Raw genomic sequence first — 18,160 nt, 5'->3', positions numbered from 1 at the left:
TTCAACCCTTCGTAGAAAATGCGATTATTCATGGCTTAAATCATGATGATAAAAACTCAAGAATACAAATAGATATCGAAAAACTAAACGATCAAATCATAGAAGTGAAAATTTTTAATACAGGAATAAGTTCAGAAGATGTAGTTGCAAGACTTAATAAATCAACGGAAAAAAATGCCGTAGGCATTACCAAATCTAGATTGAAAAACTACAATACCTTGAACACTTATGAATTGTACAAAGTTGAAATTGAAAAATTGTACAATGGAACTCTTGTAAAACTCTTCATCCCTATTTTAAAATAATTATGAAAATTCTAATCGTAGACGACGAACTTTTGGCAAGAAGAATAATTCGGAAGATAGTCTCTGAAAATTTTCCAACCTTTGAATTTACACGCGAAGCTTCTAACCTAAAAGAAGCCATAACCGTTATTCAAGAAGAGAAGCCTGACCTTATCTTTTTAGACATACAGCTGAAAGATAAAAATAGCTTTGACATATTTGAACAACTAGACCACAATAAGCTAAACATCATTTTTGTAACGGCCTATGAACAATACGCCATTAAAGCATTTGAGGTAGGTGCAAAACACTATATTTTAAAACCAATAGAAGAAGAAAAACTTATTCAAGCAACAGAAAAAGTGATGCGTTTAATGCAAAACAAAAATTCTGAACTTGGTAAAATATCCATCCCCTACAATTCTGATTATAAAATCATTGAAACACAACGTATTTTATTCGCTCAAGCTGACGGGGCTTATTGTAAAATCTATTTAAAGGACAATGGTGAAGAGTACTTGAGTAAACCTCTGAATTACATCGAAGAAAAACTTAAGAACTTCTCTTCTTTTTTCAGAGTTCATAAAAGCTTTCTTGTAAATGGTGATTACATAGAATCTGTTTCAAGAGATAAGAGCAGTCTTTTATTAACGAGTGGTGAAACATTGCCTATTGCAAGATCTAGAAGAGATGATTTTAAACATTTCCTAGCTGAATATTTTTAACCGTTTAGAAATCTAAACACTCTTTTTGAAAACTAAAATTTTAGTTTAAAAGGTATTTTCATTAGCTTTGTAGATATAACGCTAGAGCGGTGCACCTGCACTAATCACCCAAATTGAAAAAAGTAACCATGAGTTACTTTTTTTTTGCTACCTACATGAATTTAATTCTACCGTTAAAAAATTATACAAAGCATTTAAGAAAAGTAGTGAGATGCCTCTCAGGGGCTCTACCTATATTTAGATCGTTAAAATAAAAAAGAAGATTACTTATAAAATATTACTGTTACAACACCCTCTAAATCATTAAAAAGTAGCCTAAATAGGTTACTTTTTTTAGTTATGCTCATGTATTCTTAAACTATCTACAACACCAGAATCCTCAATTTGATCTGGGATAATTCGAATTGTTGTATCCGCTAATAACTCACGAACTTCTGGCTGACCTCCATCTACCCAAGCTGTATACCAAAAACTTGCAACAGCAATAATTGCTTTTCGCATTCTACGTTCTACCATTCCATTTAATGCGGAATGATAGGCTTCACTAAATTCCTTACTATATACTTTAACCGTTTGATTACCGCGTTGCTCAAAACTATATTTACGTCGCTCCCCAAATTCTTCTGTGAGTTTTTTCTCTATCAACAAAACACTATCCAAAGCTAAATGAGAAGACTCTATGGCTTCCCAAATAAAAGTATTGGGATCACTGATATATTGAGCTTGGCCCACCCAAAAATCGTATTTATTGGCATACAACTCTGGTAAGCGACTTTCCCAAAAAGCATGAATTCCCTTCTGCCCGGTAAGTTGTCCATTATAATTCTCCGTGGTATGCAAAGGCACATGGGCATCGGCTATGTAATGTCCTATATCTGCACTCAACTTTACAATACGAGAAAGGTCTTTGTTCAGAAAGGCATTGGTTAACTTACTTTTCATCGCCAACACATGCCAGGGTACTATGCCATATGCTTCTAAAGTATCTTCAGAAAATTTATTGACGGCGTCCTTCCAATACCTCGGCATTACATCAAAAGCAGAACTATCTCCAACCTGATAATGATCTATATCTATAAAGTGCTTTGGAGCTTCACCATTTACAGCATAACGCCTTTTATCAGGATCAACTGCATGTTCGGTAATAAACTCAATGTTGTGTTTATACAGGTAAAACAGATCTTTAGGAACAGCAAAAACAGCTAATCGATTGATCTTTTTATGTCCATAAAATCCCCAATAAGAAGTTTGGGCAAAGCTAAATAAGAAGCTTAACCCTAAGAATAACAGGCTATATCTTAACCAATTTACCATTCTTTAATATCGGAATCACATCTGTTTGGTTGGGTGTTAAACAGTACTTGATATCCTCGTTGAGATTTAGGTTTTTTAGTCTTCTACGGTGAGAACTTGATTTTAAGTACCCCATGTAGTTGTCTTTAGCAGAAAGATACAAATATTTTGCGGCTATACTAGAGTCTTCATCAGAAGTATATTTTCCTGTTGCAATTAACTGCTCCATAATGGCTCCTGCACAAATGGTGTCCTCTAAGTTGAATTTATCTTGCCATCCTGAACAAAGACAGAGTACATTTTTATCCTGCTCAATCAACCAAGCACAAAGTGCATCGAGGTTAGACAAGGCCCCTATCACAACAGTATCAGCATCTTTAGCAATATTAATAGCTTTAGTTCCATTCGTGGTTGACAATACCACTTCCTTTCCCTTCAATTCTTCTTTCATATAGCTGTAGGGAGAATTTCCAAAGTCAAAACCTTCTACGATTTGACCTTTTCTTTCGGCGCCTACTAGGTAACCTTTTGCTTGATATTCTCTCGCTTCTTCAACAGTTGGAACAGGAATTAAAGCACTCACGCCATTATTAAACGCCGAACAAATTGCTGAGGTCGCCCTCAATACATCAATCACTACTACTATTTCATATTCGTTCTTGAAATATTCATATTCACCTGGTGTAAAACAAACTTCGATGTGCTTTCTAGTATCTTCCATGTCGCGAAAATAAAATATTGTTGAATAAAAAACAGTAAGTTGGAATAAATCTAGAGAGAAAGATGTTGTAAAACTGCTCTAAATTCGGACAATATGATGGCCGTAGCTCCCCATACACGTTTATCCGCTAAGTCAAAAAACGGAATATCCTTAAGGGTAATACCACCTCCTACTTTAAATTGCGATTTTTTAATTCTATGTTCTTCGAGTAAATCACGTAAGGGAACTACTAGAATTTCATCTACCTCACGTTCGTCTGCTACAAATTCATAACTTCCCTCCCACCAAAAAATAAAAGGACTCACTTTAAACTTACTCACGGGAATATAAATTGGGGTAAGTGCTCCAACTTCGTTGAGATCTTCTTCCCTCACCCCTATTTCTTCTCTACTTTCGCGTTTTGCCGTATGAATGAGAGATACATCGGTTTTATCTTGTTTACCTCCTGGGAAGGCTACTTGTCCACTGTGGGCACCATTATAATTGGGCCGTTGAATTAAAGTAAAGTGCAATTGACGTTGCTTTTCAAATAAGATAATGGCTACTGCACTTTCCCTAAAATCATTATCCCTCCTCAATTGCCGAACACTTTCTGCCCTTTTTCTAGGCATCATAAGTTCATGGGCATCTTCGCCGGGTAATACCTCTAGGGCACTCTTCAATTGATGTACAAACCTTTCCATATCTATCGTCTAATGGAAGCTAAACAATCCATAAACTCCTGAAAATAATACTTTAAATCGTTCTCTTTACAAACGAATTGAAACAAGCAAACGTGCTTATCCTCTAAGGAAGTTGCATAGATAAAACACAAATTGTCGCTGTATGAATTCTCTTTACCTCTCACTATTATATACCGCACATCCGTTCCATATCTGCCCTTAACCTCTTGCTCTACACTTACTTGATTAGCGTACATAGCCGCTCGCTTCAAATGAACAGCAACATTCAACATGAATTGACCATCATCCTTTCCAGATATTTCGGGATAGGTTTCTTTGTAATATTCCTGATCAATGTCATATATCTCGTCACACGAAAAACGAATTCCTCTTTCCAGGTCTTGAAAAGATTCTCCTCCGTCTAAGGAAATGTCAGAACCTCCCCTTTTCAAATCTTCCCATAGCGTCATACTTCTATACTCCAATGTTGTGACGTATTTATCTCCCATTGAGCCTGTTTTGGTTTCTTTTTTCTCTTTTTTTACTTGACAAGAAAAAAGGACTAAACAACTGACGATTATAAGGGCTGAAAATTTGTGCATAAAACGAAAATAGCAATTTCTTACAAGAGATTTTTAAGTTCTTAAAGAAAAGAATCAAGGGAGTAATTTAGACCGACAATTCGAACGAATATTTTCGGGTTACAAACAGAGCTTAAGCTTATATTTTACTGGGGTTATAGCTAAAAAAAGCTATCCACACGACACCGTGTATAACCTTTAACAACTTAAGCTAGAAAAAGCCCTTCATTTCATTATATTTGTTTGTTACCCAGAATAAAGCAACACATGGAGGAAGAAAGCAAATATACCGAAGACAACATACGATCACTCGATTGGAAAGAACACATTAGACTTAGACCCGGAATGTACATCGGTAAACTAGGAGATGGTTCTAGTGCCGACGATGGTATTTACATTCTCGCCAAAGAGGTGCTCGACAATTGTATTGACGAGTTTGTAATGGGGAATGGAAGAAAAATTGAAATCAAGCTGAAAGACGGTTTAGTTTCAGTTCGAGATTACGGTCGAGGTATTCCATTGGGAAAAGTTGTTGATGTTGTTTCTAAAATGAACACAGGAGGTAAATACGATTCAAAAGCCTTTAAGAAATCTGTGGGATTAAACGGTGTGGGTACAAAAGCCGTGAATGCTTTGAGTAGCCATTTCATGGTCTATGCTGTGAGAGAGGGTGAAAAGAAGGGTGCAACTTTTTCTCGTGGAGAACTCATAGAAGAAACCAAAGTTGAAAAAACGGACGAAAAGAACGGTACTTACGTTGAGTTTTATCCGGATGAAAAAGTCTTTAAAAAGTTTGCTTATAAAATTCCTTACCTAGAAAAAATGATTTGGAACTACTGTTATTTGAACAGAGGTTTAGCCATTCATTTTAACGGGAACAAATATCAATCAAAGAATGGTTTACAAGACTTGTTGGAGAACAACATGGACGGTGATCCACTCTACCCTATCATTCACTTAGAAGGTGATGATATTGAAGTTGCATTTACACACGGTAAAACCTACGGAGAGGATTATTATTCTTTCGTAAACGGTCAGCACACCACACAAGGTGGTACGCACCAAAGTGCTTTTAGAGAAGCTGTCGCTAAAGTGATCAAAGATTTCTATGGGAAAAATTACGAGTCTTCGGACATTCGTCAATCCATTGTTGCTGCCATTTCTGTTAAAGTAATGGAGCCTGTCTTTGAATCGCAGACCAAAACCAAATTAGGGTCTTTAGAAGTTGAACCCGGTGGTAAAACCATGCGTACGTTCGTGAATGATTTCTTGAAAGTAAAACTGGATAACTTCTTACACAAGAATCCGCAGGTGGCAGACATTCTTGAAAAGAAAATTAAACAATCTGAAAAAGAAAGAAAAGAACTTTCTGGAATACGTAAACTCGCTAGAGATCGTGCAAAGAAAGCTTCACTTCACAATAAAAAATTAAGAGACTGTAGAGTTCACCTTACAGATCTTAAAAAAGACAGAAGAGAGGAAACAACCCTGTTCATTACCGAGGGTGACTCTGCATCTGGTTCCATTACAAAATCGAGAGATGTAAACACACAAGCTGTATTTAGTTTGCGTGGAAAGCCTTTAAATTCTTATGGATTAACCAAAAAAGTGGTGTATGAAAATGAGGAATTTAACCTCATACAAGCAGCCCTCGATATAGAAGATGATATGGATAATTTACGTTACAACAAAATCGTAATCGCTACCGATGCCGATGTCGATGGTATGCACATCCGTATGTTGCTCTTGACTTTCTTCTTACAATTCTTCCCTGATTTGGTAAAAAGAAATCACGTCTACGTGCTACAAACTCCATTGTTTAGGGTAAGAAACAAGAAGACAACCAAGTATTGTTACTCAGAGGATGAGCGTAAAGATGCCATTGCCAAATTGGGTAAGAATGCCGAAATCACACGATTTAAAGGTTTGGGGGAAATTTCACCGGATGAATTTAAAAACTTCATCGGAGAAGATATTCGTCTTGAACCTGTACTACTCACTAAGCATGCTTCAATTGAAGAAACTTTGAGCTTCTACATGGGAAAAAACACTCCAACTCGTCAGGAGTTTATCATGGACAACCTTAGAGTGGAAAAAGACTTAGAGGAAGAAATCAAAGCAGAGATTGAAGAAACGATAGAAAAAGCTTCGTAAAATTATGTCAGAAGAAAATAACACTCCACACGACGAAGAAGAAAACAAGGATATGAACCCTGAGGGGAATCCTGAACCTGATGATAACGGTAGAGAGCTTGATGATAAAATTGTTCCTTTAAGTGGACTCTACGAAAATTGGTTCTTGGATTACGCATCTTACGTAATTTTAGAAAGAGCCGTTCCTGGATTGTACGATGGTATGAAACCCGTACAACGTAGGATTTTGCACTCCATGAAGGAAATGGATGATGGCCGTTACAACAAGGTAGCGAACATCATTGGTAACACCATGAAATATCACCCACACGGGGATGCTTCTATTGGTGATGCTTTGGTGCAGTTAGGACAAAAAGATTTATTGATTGATTGTCAAGGTAACTGGGGTAACACCTTAACGGGTGACTCAGCGGCAGCAGCCAGATATATTGAGGCGAGACTTTCTAAGTTTGCCAACCACGTTGTATTTAACCCTAAAACAACCAATTGGCTATCTAGTTATGATGGCCGTAACAAGGAACCGGAGAATTTACCCATCAAATTCCCACTGCTACTGGCACAAGGGGCCGAGGGTATTGCCGTAGGTATGGCGTGTAAAATTCTTCCGCACAACTTTATTGAATTAATTGATAATTCAATCAACCATTTACGCGGTAGAAAAGTAGAGTTCTATCCAGACTTCCCCAATGGAGGTATGGCCGACTTTACTAACTACAACGATGGTTTGCGTGGAGGAAAAGTAAGGGTTCGTGCTAAAATCAATAAGGTAGACAAGAAAACCTTAACGATTAACGAGATCCCTTTTGGTACTACTACAACTTCTTTGATTGAATCCATCCTTAAAGCCAATGATAAGGGGAAAATCAAAATCAAGAAAATAGAAGATAACACAGCACAAGATGCTGAAATCATGATTCATCTACCAAGTGGTGTGAGTCCTGATAAATTAATAGATGCACTTTACGCCTTTACAGATTGTGAAGTCTCTATTTCTCCTAACTCGTCTGTAATTGATAAAGACACTCCAAAATTTTTAGGAGTTACACAAATTCTTAAAACCAATACAGACAACACCGTTCAACTCTTAAAATTAGAGTTAGAAATTAAGAAAGGTGAACTTGAAGAACAGTGGCACTTTAGTTCTCTTGAGAAAATCTTCATCGAAAAACGTATTTACCGTTTAATTGAGGAAGAGGAAACTTGGGAAGGCGTAATTGGAGCAATAGACAAAGGTTTAAAACCACACATCAAGCATTTAAAAAGAGAAGTTACAGAAGAGGATATCGTACGCTTAACAGAAATTAGAATTAAGCGTATTTCTAAATTCGATAGCTTCAAGGCAGATGAAATCATCAACCGTCTGGAAGATGAATTGAAAAATGTTCAACACAAATTAGATAACCTTATTGAACATGCAGTAGATTACTTCAAAGATTTGAAGAAAAAATTCTCTGCAGGTAAAGAGCGTAAAACAGAGATCAAAGTATTTGATAACATCAACGCCTCTAAGGTTATTATTGCCAACCGTAAATTCTACGTTGATAAGAAAGAAGGATTTATAGGATATAGTTTGCGTGGAGCTGAGTTTGTACAAGACTGTTCAGAAATTGATGATATCATTATTTTCTTTGAGTCAGGTAAAATGATGGTAACCAAAATTGCCGACAAGAAATTCGTAGGTAAAGGAATTGTACACGCAGCCGTTTGGAAGCGTGGAGACAAGCGCACCATTTACCACTTGTTCTACAAAGACGGTACTGGTGGACCAACCATGATGAAACGCTTCAGCGTTAAATCTATCACAAGAGATAAAGAATACGATTTAACCAAAGGAACGAAAGGTTCTAAAATGCTCTATTTCTCAGTACACCCTAATGGCGAAAGAGAAGTCGTAACGGTACATTTAAGACCGCGTCCACATTTAAAACGTATACGTTGGGATTTAGATTTAGGAGATTTATTGATCAAAGGTAGAAGTGCCGGAGGTAATATCGTTACCAAAGAAATTGTTTCTAAAATCACACAAAAAGAAGTGGGTGGATCTACACTTGCAGCACGTAAAATTTGGTATGATGATGTTGTAGGTAGATTAAATGACGAGCAAAGAGGTAAGTTCTTAGGTAGTTTCAAAGGAGATGATAAAATCCTTACACTCTACAGTAATGGAGAGTATAGACTTTCACATTTCGACTTATCAACGCACTTCGATGAAGACATGATACACATAGAGAAATGGAATCCAAACCATGCTCTATCTTGTGTATACTATGATGGCGAAAAAGACATCCATTACGTCAAGCGTTTTGAATGCGAAGTAACCACTGACAAACGCGTTCCTTTCATTAGCGATTCAGAAGGATCTTATTTAGATGTAGTTTCTACGGCATATCAGCCACGAATAAAAATCATCTATAACAAATTGTTAAAAGCAACGAAGAATCTACCCGATAGAGAGGTGAATTTAGCTGATTTCATTGATGTTAAAGGTATGAAGTCTCAAGGGAATCAGTTGACGAAGCTAAAAGTGAAGGAAATTGTTCTCGATCACAAAATTGAAGGAGATGAACCTTGGCCAGATGAAGTAAAACAAGAAAAGAAGAAGGAAGAAACTTCTACAGAAAGTTCAAATGAAGAAGGAAGTGTAGAAGTTGAATGGGATATGACTAAAAAGTCTGACGACGACAACCCAACTTTATTTTAACATGGAATACGAAAATAAATACAGAAACATACGTCAAGAGGAAGTTACCCTCCTACATCACTTATTGAAACTTGCAAACTTAAACGTTGCTGATTTTCCGCATACGGAAAGAGTTTTCGAATACGAAGGTGGCAAAATGGGCAGTATAAACTTTGACAATGATAATACCGAAAACTATTTAGGTGATATCATGGCTGTTGAATTTAAGGATGAAGACGATGTTCGCGTGGTGGTAACATTAACCATTGATAAAAACAAACAACTATTAGACATGGATTTCTGGAAAGAAGACTTTTCTGCACTTAAAAAATATCCTACTCCTGATATAGTAACCAAAGCACAACACATACTATAAGTTGTTTAAATTGATATTCTTAAGCCGATACATGTAAAATGTGTCGGCTTTTTTTATGTATTTAATTTTAGTTCCTTAATTCTATTTTTAGACAAAACTAAATTTATATATTTGCAACAGTAAAAATATAAAATTACACATGAGAATATTATTTTCTATACTACTAATAATATCGTTCCATCAGCTCAACGCGCAGCAAATTTCGCTGGTTAACGACCTGAATGAACCGCTCTCCTTCGCTAAAGTGTACTTGAACAACGCAGATACGCTGATCATTGCGGATGACAGTGGTCAAATAAACCATAACTTCCCAGGTGCGAGAAAAGAACGACTTACCATTCGTCATCAACAAATTTTAGATACTAACTTCCTCTATACCCCACAAACCGAAAATACTACTATCCTTATACCAAGAAAACAACTTATACAAGACTTAGACGAAGTCGTAGTAAGCGCCACCCTCACCCCCTTATCTAAAAAAGATAGCCCCGTAAACGTCGAGGTATATTCCTCTGAATATTTTGAAGCCAACCCCACTCCTTCCCTATTCGAATCGATGCAAAATGTAAACGGTGTTCGTCCACAATTAAACTGTAACGTTTGTAATACGGGAGATATTCATATTAACGGATTAGAAGGTCCTTACACCATGATACTAATAGATGGTATGCCCATTGTAAGTGGATTGAGTACAGTTTACGGTTTATCGGGCATTCCACAATCTATGATAGAACGTGTAGAAATTATCAAAGGTCCAGCCAGCACTCTATACGGATCTGAAGCTGTTGGAGGAATGATTAACGTCATAACCAAAGACCCAACATTCGCCAAAACCTTTGTAATGAACAATATGCTTAGCAGTTGGTTAGAGAATAATTTGGACCTTTCAACAAAATACGAAATAGGCCAAAGAGCTCAAGCATTACTCGGAATCAATTACTTTAACTACTCAGTACCTATAGATAACAACAATGACAATTTTACGGATGTCACTTTATCCAATAGAGTATCACTATTCAATACGATAAACTATAAGAACAAGAAAAACAAAATGCACAGTGTTGCGCTTCGCGTTGTTCACGAAAACAGATGGGGTGGAGAAATGAATTGGGCTCCTGAATTTAGAGGTACCGATAGCATATACGGAGAGAGTATAATCACCAATAGATGGGAAGCTTTTTCAAAACATCAATTGGATAAAGCTAAACATTTCAACTTTCAACTTTCCGCTAACGGGCACTATCATGATTCTTATTACGGAACAACACATTACAAAGCTCAACAACACGTCGTATTTGGTCAATTAATACACACGCGTAAAATAGGAGATAAACACGAACTACTCAGTGGCGTTGCCTTAAGATACACGCATTATGATGACAATACTCCAGCAACGACAGCGAAACAAAATACGCACACCCTGTTACCAGGAGTTTTTATTCAAGATCAAGTTACATTCAATAAAAACCATAGTTTACTTGCCGGTGTCCGTTATGACTATAACAGTAAACATGGCAATATTTTATCTCCTCGTATCAATTACAAATGGAATTCTAAAAAGACGAATACGATTTTCCGTCTAGGACTTGGTAATGGATATCGCGTTGCAAATGTATTTACGGAAGACCACGCAGCCCTAACAGGTGCAAGAACAGTAGAATTCACAGAAGCATTAGCTCCTGAAACATCTTACAATGCCAACCTTAACATAGACCAAAGTATCGTTAAATATAAAAGAGCGCTAATCACAGTAGATGCGAGTCTTTTTTACACCTATTTCACCAATAGAATCATTGCAGACTACGAAACAGATCCAGACAAAATCATTTATGCTAACTTAGATGGATATGCTATTTCACAAGGAGCGTCTTTCAACAGTCAAATTCATTTCACCAATGGAACAAACTTAAGACTTGGAATCAATATACAAGATGTAACGTATACAGAAAATGGTGTTCGTAAAAATCAACTGTTAACAGAAAAAGTATCCGGAACATGGTCCTTTTCTATACCTCTTCCTAAACTGAATTTAAACATTGATTATACGGGGAATTTATACGGACCTATGCGTTTACCTCTTGTGAGCGATTTAGACAGCAGAGATGAGTTCTCTCCCTATTGGAGCTTACAAAACATCAAACTAAATTTCTCTTACTTTAAAAACATTGAAATTTATGCAGGAGTGAAAAACTTACTCAATTTCACACCGCCTGCGAACAGTATTGCGCGAGCATTTGACCCTTTTGATAAAGATGTAAGTTTCGATGCAAATGGGAATGCCTTACCCACTGCGAACAATCCAGAAGCACTGACATTCGACCCCTCATATGTCTATGCGCCCAACCAAGGAATTCGAGGATTTATTGGCGTAAAATGGAGCATTAAATAAGGCCGTGTAACCTGGCTATCCATTACTAGTTTTCAGAATATAAAGCCGTAAAACTATTGAAACAAAGCTCAAACTTCTAAGGTCGTTTGGGCTTTGTTTGTTTTTACTGGCTTTACCTACTAAAAAGCTAACCATTTCTATCCAGCACGGAATTTAAATGAATGCACTTGAAGTGAAACTTTAAAAGTATCTATTTTGATTAGTCGCATTTTTGCCAAAAGCTACACACCGCTGATTCATTGATGTACAGCTATCTATACCACCTACACAAACCAACGGTCTTGTAGTATATCCTCAGATGTGTTGATCTACAACCTATATTTCACACCTGAACTCATGTTTAACAAATCGTCCACCGTCAATAATAACAGACCTTAACAAGTCAAATTAAACCTTGGCAAAAATGCGACCAATCAATTATCTAACACCGCTAGCCAACCTACTAGCTTATCCATAACCATCGTTCAAAAAACAAGAGACTGTCCTACCTAAAGTTTAGGCAACAAAAAAGTCCGACGCTTAACACGCCGGACTTTTAAGGAAATAAATTATTGTATTATAACTTCACAAACTTACCAGTTGCTGACTGACCAGCTACCTTGATAATGTACGTACCGTTAGGTAATGCACTTGCGTCGAAGTTAACTTTGTTTTCTCCTTTTACTAATCCTTTCGCATCTACAGTTTTAACAACTATTCCTGCTAAGTTGTAGAAGTAAATAGTAGCATCTGAAGCTTCAACATCATTCAATACTACCGTTGCGTTTCCAGTAGAAGGGTTTGGATATACTGTTAATACATCTTTTTCTACTTTCTCTTCCATTGGGTTATTCGAAGTAGTTTCTTCAACTGCAACTGTAGAAGTTGTTTTGAAGATACCTCTACCGAAAGTACCAATGTAAATCTCTCCGTATCCTGGGTTTCCACCTAAGTAGTTTTCATCTCTCCAGTTTTGCTCAACTGTGTAAGCTGGTGTTCCTTCAAACAAGTCCTTACCTCCTGCAGCAACAGACCAAGTAGCACCACCATCTTCAGAAACCATCGCTCCGTTGTAAGATGCTCCAATAATTAATTGGTCATTGTTTCTTTCAACTACTACATCATAGATAGGCATTGCTTCTGTTCCAACTTGAGTTAATGTAGGAGTTGCAGAAGTACCGTTTGAAGATCTGTAAATTGAGTTATTCACACCTCCACCAGTAACTACTAATACGTCTGGGTTCTTGTGATCAATACCTAGACCTCTTACTGAGTTAGCTCCAGAGAACTGAACTACAGATGTTGCAGTAGCTCCTTCGTCTAAATCACACTTCAATTCAAAGTCATCATCAGATGAATAAACAGAACCTAAACCGTCAACTCTAATTAATTTAGAACCAGCAGCAACAAACATGTGGTTTAAATCTTCAGAGAATTCAACATCCATTCCAGCTTGAACAGAACCTAAGTTTTCGGCAATTCTCACCCATTTTGGATTTGCTTCAGCAAATCTAAGTGCATCTCTTGTTCCCCAAAGCTCACCACCGTTGTTCGATGTTGCTAATACGAACCAAGATTGGAAAGGATCTTGAACAGTTAATGTATCCCAAGCTACTCCAATAGCAATAGTATCCATTCCCATGTCGTATGTCTCAGATGGGTTAATTGAGTTACTTCCGTAGTAGTGATCATATGCGATAACGTCTTCTACGACAACTGTATCAATTCCTGCTGGTAAATCAATTTCAAGAGAATCCCCAATTGAAGGTGGGTAACCTGAACCTGTAATTGCTGTGTAAGAATACTGTCCCAAATCGAATTGATTTCCTGCAGAATCCTCCACTAAATAATCAACACCAGTTAACGCCGGGTTGTAGTATAATGTATCATCGTATCTTAAGTCAATTGGTGTAATGTAGTCAATTGTATCTCCTGTAGCTCTAGAAGGAACTCTTAACGCATCACCTGCTGAGTAACTCTGGAAAGGAACGTAGATTACACTGTCTTCAGAATTCTCATCGTAGTATTCAGCCAATGACATTTGTGTGTTAAAGAAATAGTGTTGACCTGATCCTCCTAATCCATTCATACCGTAAATTGAAGAAGGAAGACCTAATGGAAATTCTCCAACTGACTCTCCTCTATCTGCTGAACGATAAATTACACTATAGTATAATGATGAAAATACTACGTTAGGGTTGAATTTCGAAATTTCACAATCAAAACCATCACCTCCTGAAAATTCAATAAAGTCTTGGTACGTTGCGTTTGTATGATCATTGTATAAAGACCCATTGTCTTGTGAACCACCAATTACAGACATATCTACACCGTAAGAAATATCGTAAAACTGCGTTGCATTGAACCCTCTATTAGCAGGTGTAAATGAAGCTCCTAAATCATTAGATCTTCCAATACCACCGTCATTACCAATGTATAAAATGTTTGAATTACTCCACTTTAATTCGTGGTTATCTGCGTGCACATATAAAGGATCTTGAGGGGATCTGAACCACTCTGAGATTTTATCCCAAGATCCAGATGCTGGAGCAGCTACTTGCTGTTCCCATTCCCATAAATCAATACCACCAATGATAACTCTGTCTGCATCCGTTGGATCAAATGAAACCGTAGAATTGTAAATACCTTGACCAGAGTAAATATCTAATGGATCAGTAGAAGTTGCAGGCGTATGCTGCGTCCAAGTAATACCATTATCGTCAGAAATCCACTGCCCAGCACTGTTCCCTGAAGTAGTAGCAGCGTATACTTTATAATTTCCATTCACTCTTGAATGAGAAATAGCATATTCGATTCTTGAAAAACCAATTTGTGGAATTTCACCAGCTCCAGAACCAGCTCGATCTTGGAAAGTTGCCCCTCCATCTGTTGATACATATGTTTTTGTACTACCTGAAGCTACTATTATTACTTGCCCATCTTTAGACATTTTCAAAGTAGTAACAGCTCCTGGTGTACCAATATCAACAGATTCAATAGCAGTTGCTCCTGCTGTATATTTTTTCAATCCAGAAGCAGTTGTGAAGAAAATTGAATTTGAATTTTCACAACCTACAACCTCCAAGATAATATTGTAAGCATCGGTTCCCGGAACTAAACTCCATGTTGCACCTTTGTCTGGTGACATCCATAGACCATTACCAAGTCCACCTAAAGACTCACTGTAAGAATTCCCTAAACCAGTTGCAACATAAATGTTACCCGCTTGGTCTTGCGCCATAGAAGAAACAAAATTTGTTCCTGGGAAATTTTGAACTCTCGTCCAGTAATTCGCCTTCCAAGGTGAATACCATAAACCTCCAGAAACTGAAGCTGCCCAAACGTTATTTTCATCTTGGTGATCAATTAAGATAGCTCTTGTTCTACCCCCAACATTTGCAGGACCTTCCTCTTGCCATTTAATTACGTTTGACTTAGCAGCAAATTTATACTGCTCCATAATTTGGCTCATCTTTTCAGGGGTTGCAACTTGTCCCGTTTCTTGGTCTATCAATTGAGCTCTAAACCACTCCTCTCTATCAGATAGAGCTGAGTAAGACTCAAAAGACTGTAAACTCTTCGGGGTGTATTGACTTTTCTCCGAAGAAGAAGGATACCAAACCATTGCAGCTGAAGCAATTGCAGCTACAGATAAGGTTCCTAATAACAATTTGTTACGCTTCATAAGTTATTTATTTCCTTTATTAATAGTTAAAGCAAGCGCCAAGTTACAAATAATTAATTTAACAGAAATTAAATTTTCGGATAACTTGAACGCATCTCCTTGTAAAATTAAAGAATCATAGTTCTTGAAAAAACAACAATTCTCACAAGATTGTTCTAAACTTTACATGTCTATTTTTCGTTGAGATCGAATATATGCTTTTCTGCATGATAAGAAGACCTCACTAATGGTCCACTTTCTACGTACCTAAAGCCCATTTCAATACCTAAATCATAATATTTTTGGAAACGCTCAGGAGTAACGAATTCTGCAACTGGTAAATGTTTTGGTGTAGGTTGTAGGTATTGACCTAACGTAAGAATATCACATCCAACACTTCTCAAGTCTTGCATTGTTTCAATCACTTCTTCATCTGTCTCACCCAATCCTAGCATTACACCAGACTTCGTTCTCATTCCCGCTTTTTTCAAACGGAACAATACTTCTAAACTTCTGTCGTACTTAGCCTGAATTCTTACTTGCTTGGTTAAGCGTCTAACGGTTTCTAAATTGTGCGAAACTATTTCAGGAGCTACGTCCGTTACTATTTTTAAGTTTTCCCACTTTCCAGCGAAGTCTGGAATAAGTGTTTCTAAGGTTGTTCCTGGTGATTGATGACGAATTGCTCGTACAGTTTGTGCCCAAATATTCGCACCTCCATCAGCTAAGTCATCTCTATCTACAGAAGTTAAAACGGCATGTTTTACTCCCATTAACTTCACTGAATTGGCTACTCTACCTGGTTCGAACTCATCCACTTCATCTGGTCGTCCTGTTTGAACAGCACAGAAACCACATGAACGCGTACAAATATTTCCTAGAATCATGAATGTTGCAGTTCCTTCTCCCCAACATTCACCCATGTTCGGACAACTACCACTTTCACATATCGTATGCAATTTGTGTTCGTCTACAAGAGACCTTACCTTTCTGTAATTCTCTCCCGTCGGCAATTTAACGCGTAACCACTTCGGTTTTTTAATGCGTACCTTCTCTCCGTCTTTTGCCAATACTTCCGTCATCTATTTTTGTTACTTTATGGATTTTCACCGCTTTTGCTTAAAAAGTAAAAGGGCTATCCGTTCAAAATAATATCTTTACCTCTACGTAATAAAACACAAAATTAAGCATAATAAAAGTATTTACTATGACAACTTCTAGAGTTAGTTATTTAGGCGACTTAAGAACTAAATGCACACATGTAAAATCAGGAACAGAAATTATTACTGATGCCCCTGTAGACAATAATGGTAAAGGAAGCACTTTTTCACCGACAGATTTAGCTGCAACTTCATATGCCTCATGCATGCTTACTATAATAGGTATCTTTTGCAACAACCATGAAATAGATTTCAAACATGGAGAAGCAGAAATTACAAAAGTAATGGGAAGCGGTCCAAGACGAATTTCAAAACTTATTATTCATTTAAACTTTGAAGGAAACGGTTGGGATCACAAAACCCAATTGAAAATAAAAAATGCAGGTGAAAACTGCCCGGTGGCAATTACCCTAAAAGACAACGTTGAAGTTGAATTAACTTATATGTTTTAAAACTTGGATTCTTTAAGTCAAATTGTTCTAGGCGCTGCTGTAGGTGAAGCAGTAGCAGGAAAACAGATAGGAAGAAAAGCACCACTTCTTGGAGCCATCTTTGGCACAATTCCAGATTTAGATGTATTTCTTAAATATGTCATTGATGGGGTTATTGACCAAGACCTGGCACATAGGGGCTTTAGCCACTCTATTGTATTCGCCCTATTACTATCTGTAGTTACAGCTCCCTTATTGAAGAAAATTTTCAATACAAAGATTAGCTTATTTCGACTTTTCAATCTTGCTTTTCTGTGCACAGTAACGCACCCTATGCTGGATGCATTTACTACATGGGGAACGCAATTCTTTTGGCCTTTTGAAGATAGAATAGCCTTGAATTCAATATTTGTAATTGACCCCCTCTACACCCTCCCCTTTCTTGCGCTATGTTTATGGGCAATATGTCTACCCAAAACATCTAAAAGACGTCGAAGGCTAAATTATATAGGTCTTGTTTTATCCTGTGGCTACTTAATGATAACATTGGCTATCAAAGAAACACTTTACCACAAGGTCTCTGAATCTCAAACAGAACTTATTCAGCACGAGGTAAAACCTATGCCTTTAACTTCTTTGTATTGGACAGCAATTCTAGAAAAAGAAAAAGGATTTAATATTGGGTATAGAAACTTATTAAAAGACACAAACTTTGTTTGGGAAGAGTACGTTCCAAAAAATCATCATTTACTGGAGCGTTACTTAAGTGTGAAACAAATAGATAAAATAAAGTTCCTAACCAAAGGCTATTTTGCGGCAAAACAGCAACATGACACCTTATTTGTGTATGATTTAAAATTTGGAACGCTCAACAAACTCTCATCAGGTAAAAATCTTAGTGCAATAATGGGCTATGGCTTTGTTCTTCAACAAGAAGGTGTGAGCAGTATTTTCAAACTAACCGATATCCATAAACTAGGAGACGCTAACTTTAAGGCGTACAAGAATTATATATTTTAAATATGAAGACATTAGTAACAGCAGTATCTCTAGCCACGTGT

At 37.1% G+C, this 18,160-nt stretch carries 14 protein-coding genes; 8 read left to right on the top strand and 6 right to left on the bottom strand.

All coding sequences use genetic code 11. From position 1 onward, the window contains the following. Together R3333_RS04940 and R3333_RS04935 are read left to right on the top strand one after the other, a co-directional pair. Positions 1-305, top strand: a 305-nt coding sequence (locus tag R3333_RS04940) for a sensor histidine kinase (RefSeq protein WP_413468672.1), incomplete at its 5' end; no start/stop codon positions are given. Between the two features lie 2 nt (positions 306-307). After that, entirely contained in the window at positions 308-1,009 is a 702-nt protein-coding gene (locus tag R3333_RS04935; RefSeq protein ID WP_318957640.1) for a LytTR family DNA-binding domain-containing protein, read from the top strand. Between the two features lie 333 nt (positions 1,010-1,342). On the opposite strand, the gene R3333_RS04930 is transcribed toward R3333_RS04935, so the two are convergent. The 4 genes from R3333_RS04930 to R3333_RS04915 are packed head-to-tail and all read right to left on the bottom strand — an operon-like array spanning position 1,343 to position 4,194. Further along, positions 1,343-2,323, bottom strand: coding sequence for a zinc dependent phospholipase C family protein (locus R3333_RS04930; RefSeq protein WP_318957639.1), 981 nt, complete (start codon positions 2,321-2,323; stop codon positions 1,343-1,345). Then, a complete protein-coding gene (locus tag R3333_RS04925; protein WP_318957638.1) occupies positions 2,301-3,023 on the bottom strand; it encodes a 2-phosphosulfolactate phosphatase in 723 nt (240 codons plus the stop codon). The genes R3333_RS04930 and R3333_RS04925 overlap by 23 nt, the downstream gene beginning before the upstream one ends. A 50-nt stretch (positions 3,024-3,073) precedes the next feature. After that, the gene (locus R3333_RS04920; RefSeq protein WP_318957636.1) at positions 3,074-3,706 is read right to left on the bottom strand and encodes a CoA pyrophosphatase; all 633 of its coding nucleotides are present in this window, start codon (positions 3,704-3,706) and stop codon (positions 3,074-3,076) included. Between the two features lie 2 nt (positions 3,707-3,708). After that, on the bottom strand, positions 3,709-4,194 hold the full coding sequence (locus R3333_RS04915) for a hypothetical protein (RefSeq protein WP_318957635.1): 486 nt from the start codon (positions 4,192-4,194) through the stop codon (positions 3,709-3,711). 339 nt (positions 4,195-4,533) lie between these two features. Here R3333_RS04915 and R3333_RS04910 point away from each other — a divergent pair, with 339 nt between their 5' ends. The 4 genes from R3333_RS04910 (at position 4,534) to R3333_RS04895 (ending at position 11,865) form a co-directional block, all read left to right on the top strand. Beyond that, positions 4,534-6,420, top strand: a complete 1,887-nt coding sequence (locus tag R3333_RS04910) for a DNA topoisomerase IV subunit B (RefSeq protein ID WP_318957634.1) — start codon at positions 4,534-4,536, stop codon at positions 6,418-6,420. A gap of 4 nt (positions 6,421-6,424) precedes the next feature. Continuing rightward, positions 6,425-9,121: a DNA gyrase/topoisomerase IV subunit A gene (locus tag R3333_RS04905; RefSeq protein ID WP_318957633.1), complete on the top strand. Its 2,697-nt coding sequence runs from the start codon at positions 6,425-6,427 to the stop codon at positions 9,119-9,121. 1 nt (position 9,122) lies between these two features. Further along, entirely contained in the window at positions 9,123-9,476 is a 354-nt protein-coding gene (locus tag R3333_RS04900; RefSeq protein ID WP_318957632.1) for a DUF6984 family protein, read from the top strand. A gap of 139 nt (positions 9,477-9,615) precedes the next feature. Further along, a complete protein-coding gene (locus R3333_RS04895; protein WP_318957631.1) occupies positions 9,616-11,865 on the top strand; it encodes a TonB-dependent receptor plug domain-containing protein in 2,250 nt (749 codons plus the stop codon). Positions 11,866-12,421: 556 nt separating this feature from the next. On the opposite strand, the gene R3333_RS04890 is transcribed toward R3333_RS04895, so the two are convergent. Then, complete coding sequence (locus R3333_RS04890; RefSeq protein WP_318957629.1) at positions 12,422-15,529, bottom strand: T9SS type A sorting domain-containing protein; 3,108 nt, start codon at positions 15,527-15,529, stop codon at positions 12,422-12,424. Positions 15,530-15,699: 170 nt separating this feature from the next. Then, the gene (lipA, locus tag R3333_RS04885; protein WP_318957627.1) at positions 15,700-16,590 is read right to left on the bottom strand and encodes a lipoyl synthase; all 891 of its coding nucleotides are present in this window, start codon (positions 16,588-16,590) and stop codon (positions 15,700-15,702) included. Positions 16,591-16,715: 125 nt separating this feature from the next. Between lipA and R3333_RS04880 the strand changes: the two genes are divergently transcribed. Continuing rightward, positions 16,716-17,120 carry an OsmC family protein gene (locus R3333_RS04880; protein ID WP_318957625.1) on the top strand — a complete coding sequence of 135 codons (405 nt, stop codon included), beginning with the start codon at positions 16,716-16,718 and terminating at the stop codon, positions 17,118-17,120. Positions 17,121-17,123: 3 nt separating this feature from the next. Further along, positions 17,124-18,119: a metal-dependent hydrolase gene (locus tag R3333_RS04875; RefSeq protein WP_318957623.1), complete on the top strand. Its 996-nt coding sequence runs from the start codon at positions 17,124-17,126 to the stop codon at positions 18,117-18,119. Positions 18,120-18,160: the final 41 nt, after the last annotated feature.

The organism is Lishizhenia sp., from assembly GCF_033720595.1.
Taxonomy (GTDB): domain Bacteria; phylum Bacteroidota; class Bacteroidia; order Flavobacteriales_D; family Crocinitomicaceae; genus Lishizhenia.
The sequence above is the reverse complement of the archived record's forward strand: the minus strand, read 5'-3'. Positions and strand labels throughout refer to the sequence as shown.

Coding starts and splice junctions, on each gene's coding strand:
- R3333_RS04935 (WP_318957640.1), top strand. CDS start 308: ATGAAAATTCTAATCGTAGACGACGAACTTTTGGCAAGAAGAATAATT.
- R3333_RS04930 (WP_318957639.1), bottom strand. CDS start 2,323: ATGGTAAATTGGTTAAGATATAGCCTGTTATTCTTAGGGTTAAGCTTC.
- R3333_RS04925 (WP_318957638.1), bottom strand. CDS start 3,023: ATGGAAGATACTAGAAAGCACATCGAAGTTTGTTTTACACCAGGTGAA.
- R3333_RS04920 (WP_318957636.1), bottom strand. CDS start 3,706: ATGGAAAGGTTTGTACATCAATTGAAGAGTGCCCTAGAGGTATTACCC.
- R3333_RS04915 (WP_318957635.1), bottom strand. CDS start 4,194: ATGGGAGATAAATACGTCACAACATTGGAGTATAGAAGTATGACGCTA.
- R3333_RS04910 (WP_318957634.1), top strand. CDS start 4,534: ATGGAGGAAGAAAGCAAATATACCGAAGACAACATACGATCACTCGAT.
- R3333_RS04905 (WP_318957633.1), top strand. CDS start 6,425: ATGTCAGAAGAAAATAACACTCCACACGACGAAGAAGAAAACAAGGAT.
- R3333_RS04900 (WP_318957632.1), top strand. CDS start 9,123: ATGGAATACGAAAATAAATACAGAAACATACGTCAAGAGGAAGTTACC.
- R3333_RS04895 (WP_318957631.1), top strand. CDS start 9,616: ATGAGAATATTATTTTCTATACTACTAATAATATCGTTCCATCAGCTC.
- R3333_RS04890 (WP_318957629.1), bottom strand. CDS start 15,529: ATGAAGCGTAACAAATTGTTATTAGGAACCTTATCTGTAGCTGCAATT.
- lipA (WP_318957627.1), bottom strand. CDS start 16,590: ATGACGGAAGTATTGGCAAAAGACGGAGAGAAGGTACGCATTAAAAAA.
- R3333_RS04880 (WP_318957625.1), top strand. CDS start 16,716: ATGACAACTTCTAGAGTTAGTTATTTAGGCGACTTAAGAACTAAATGC.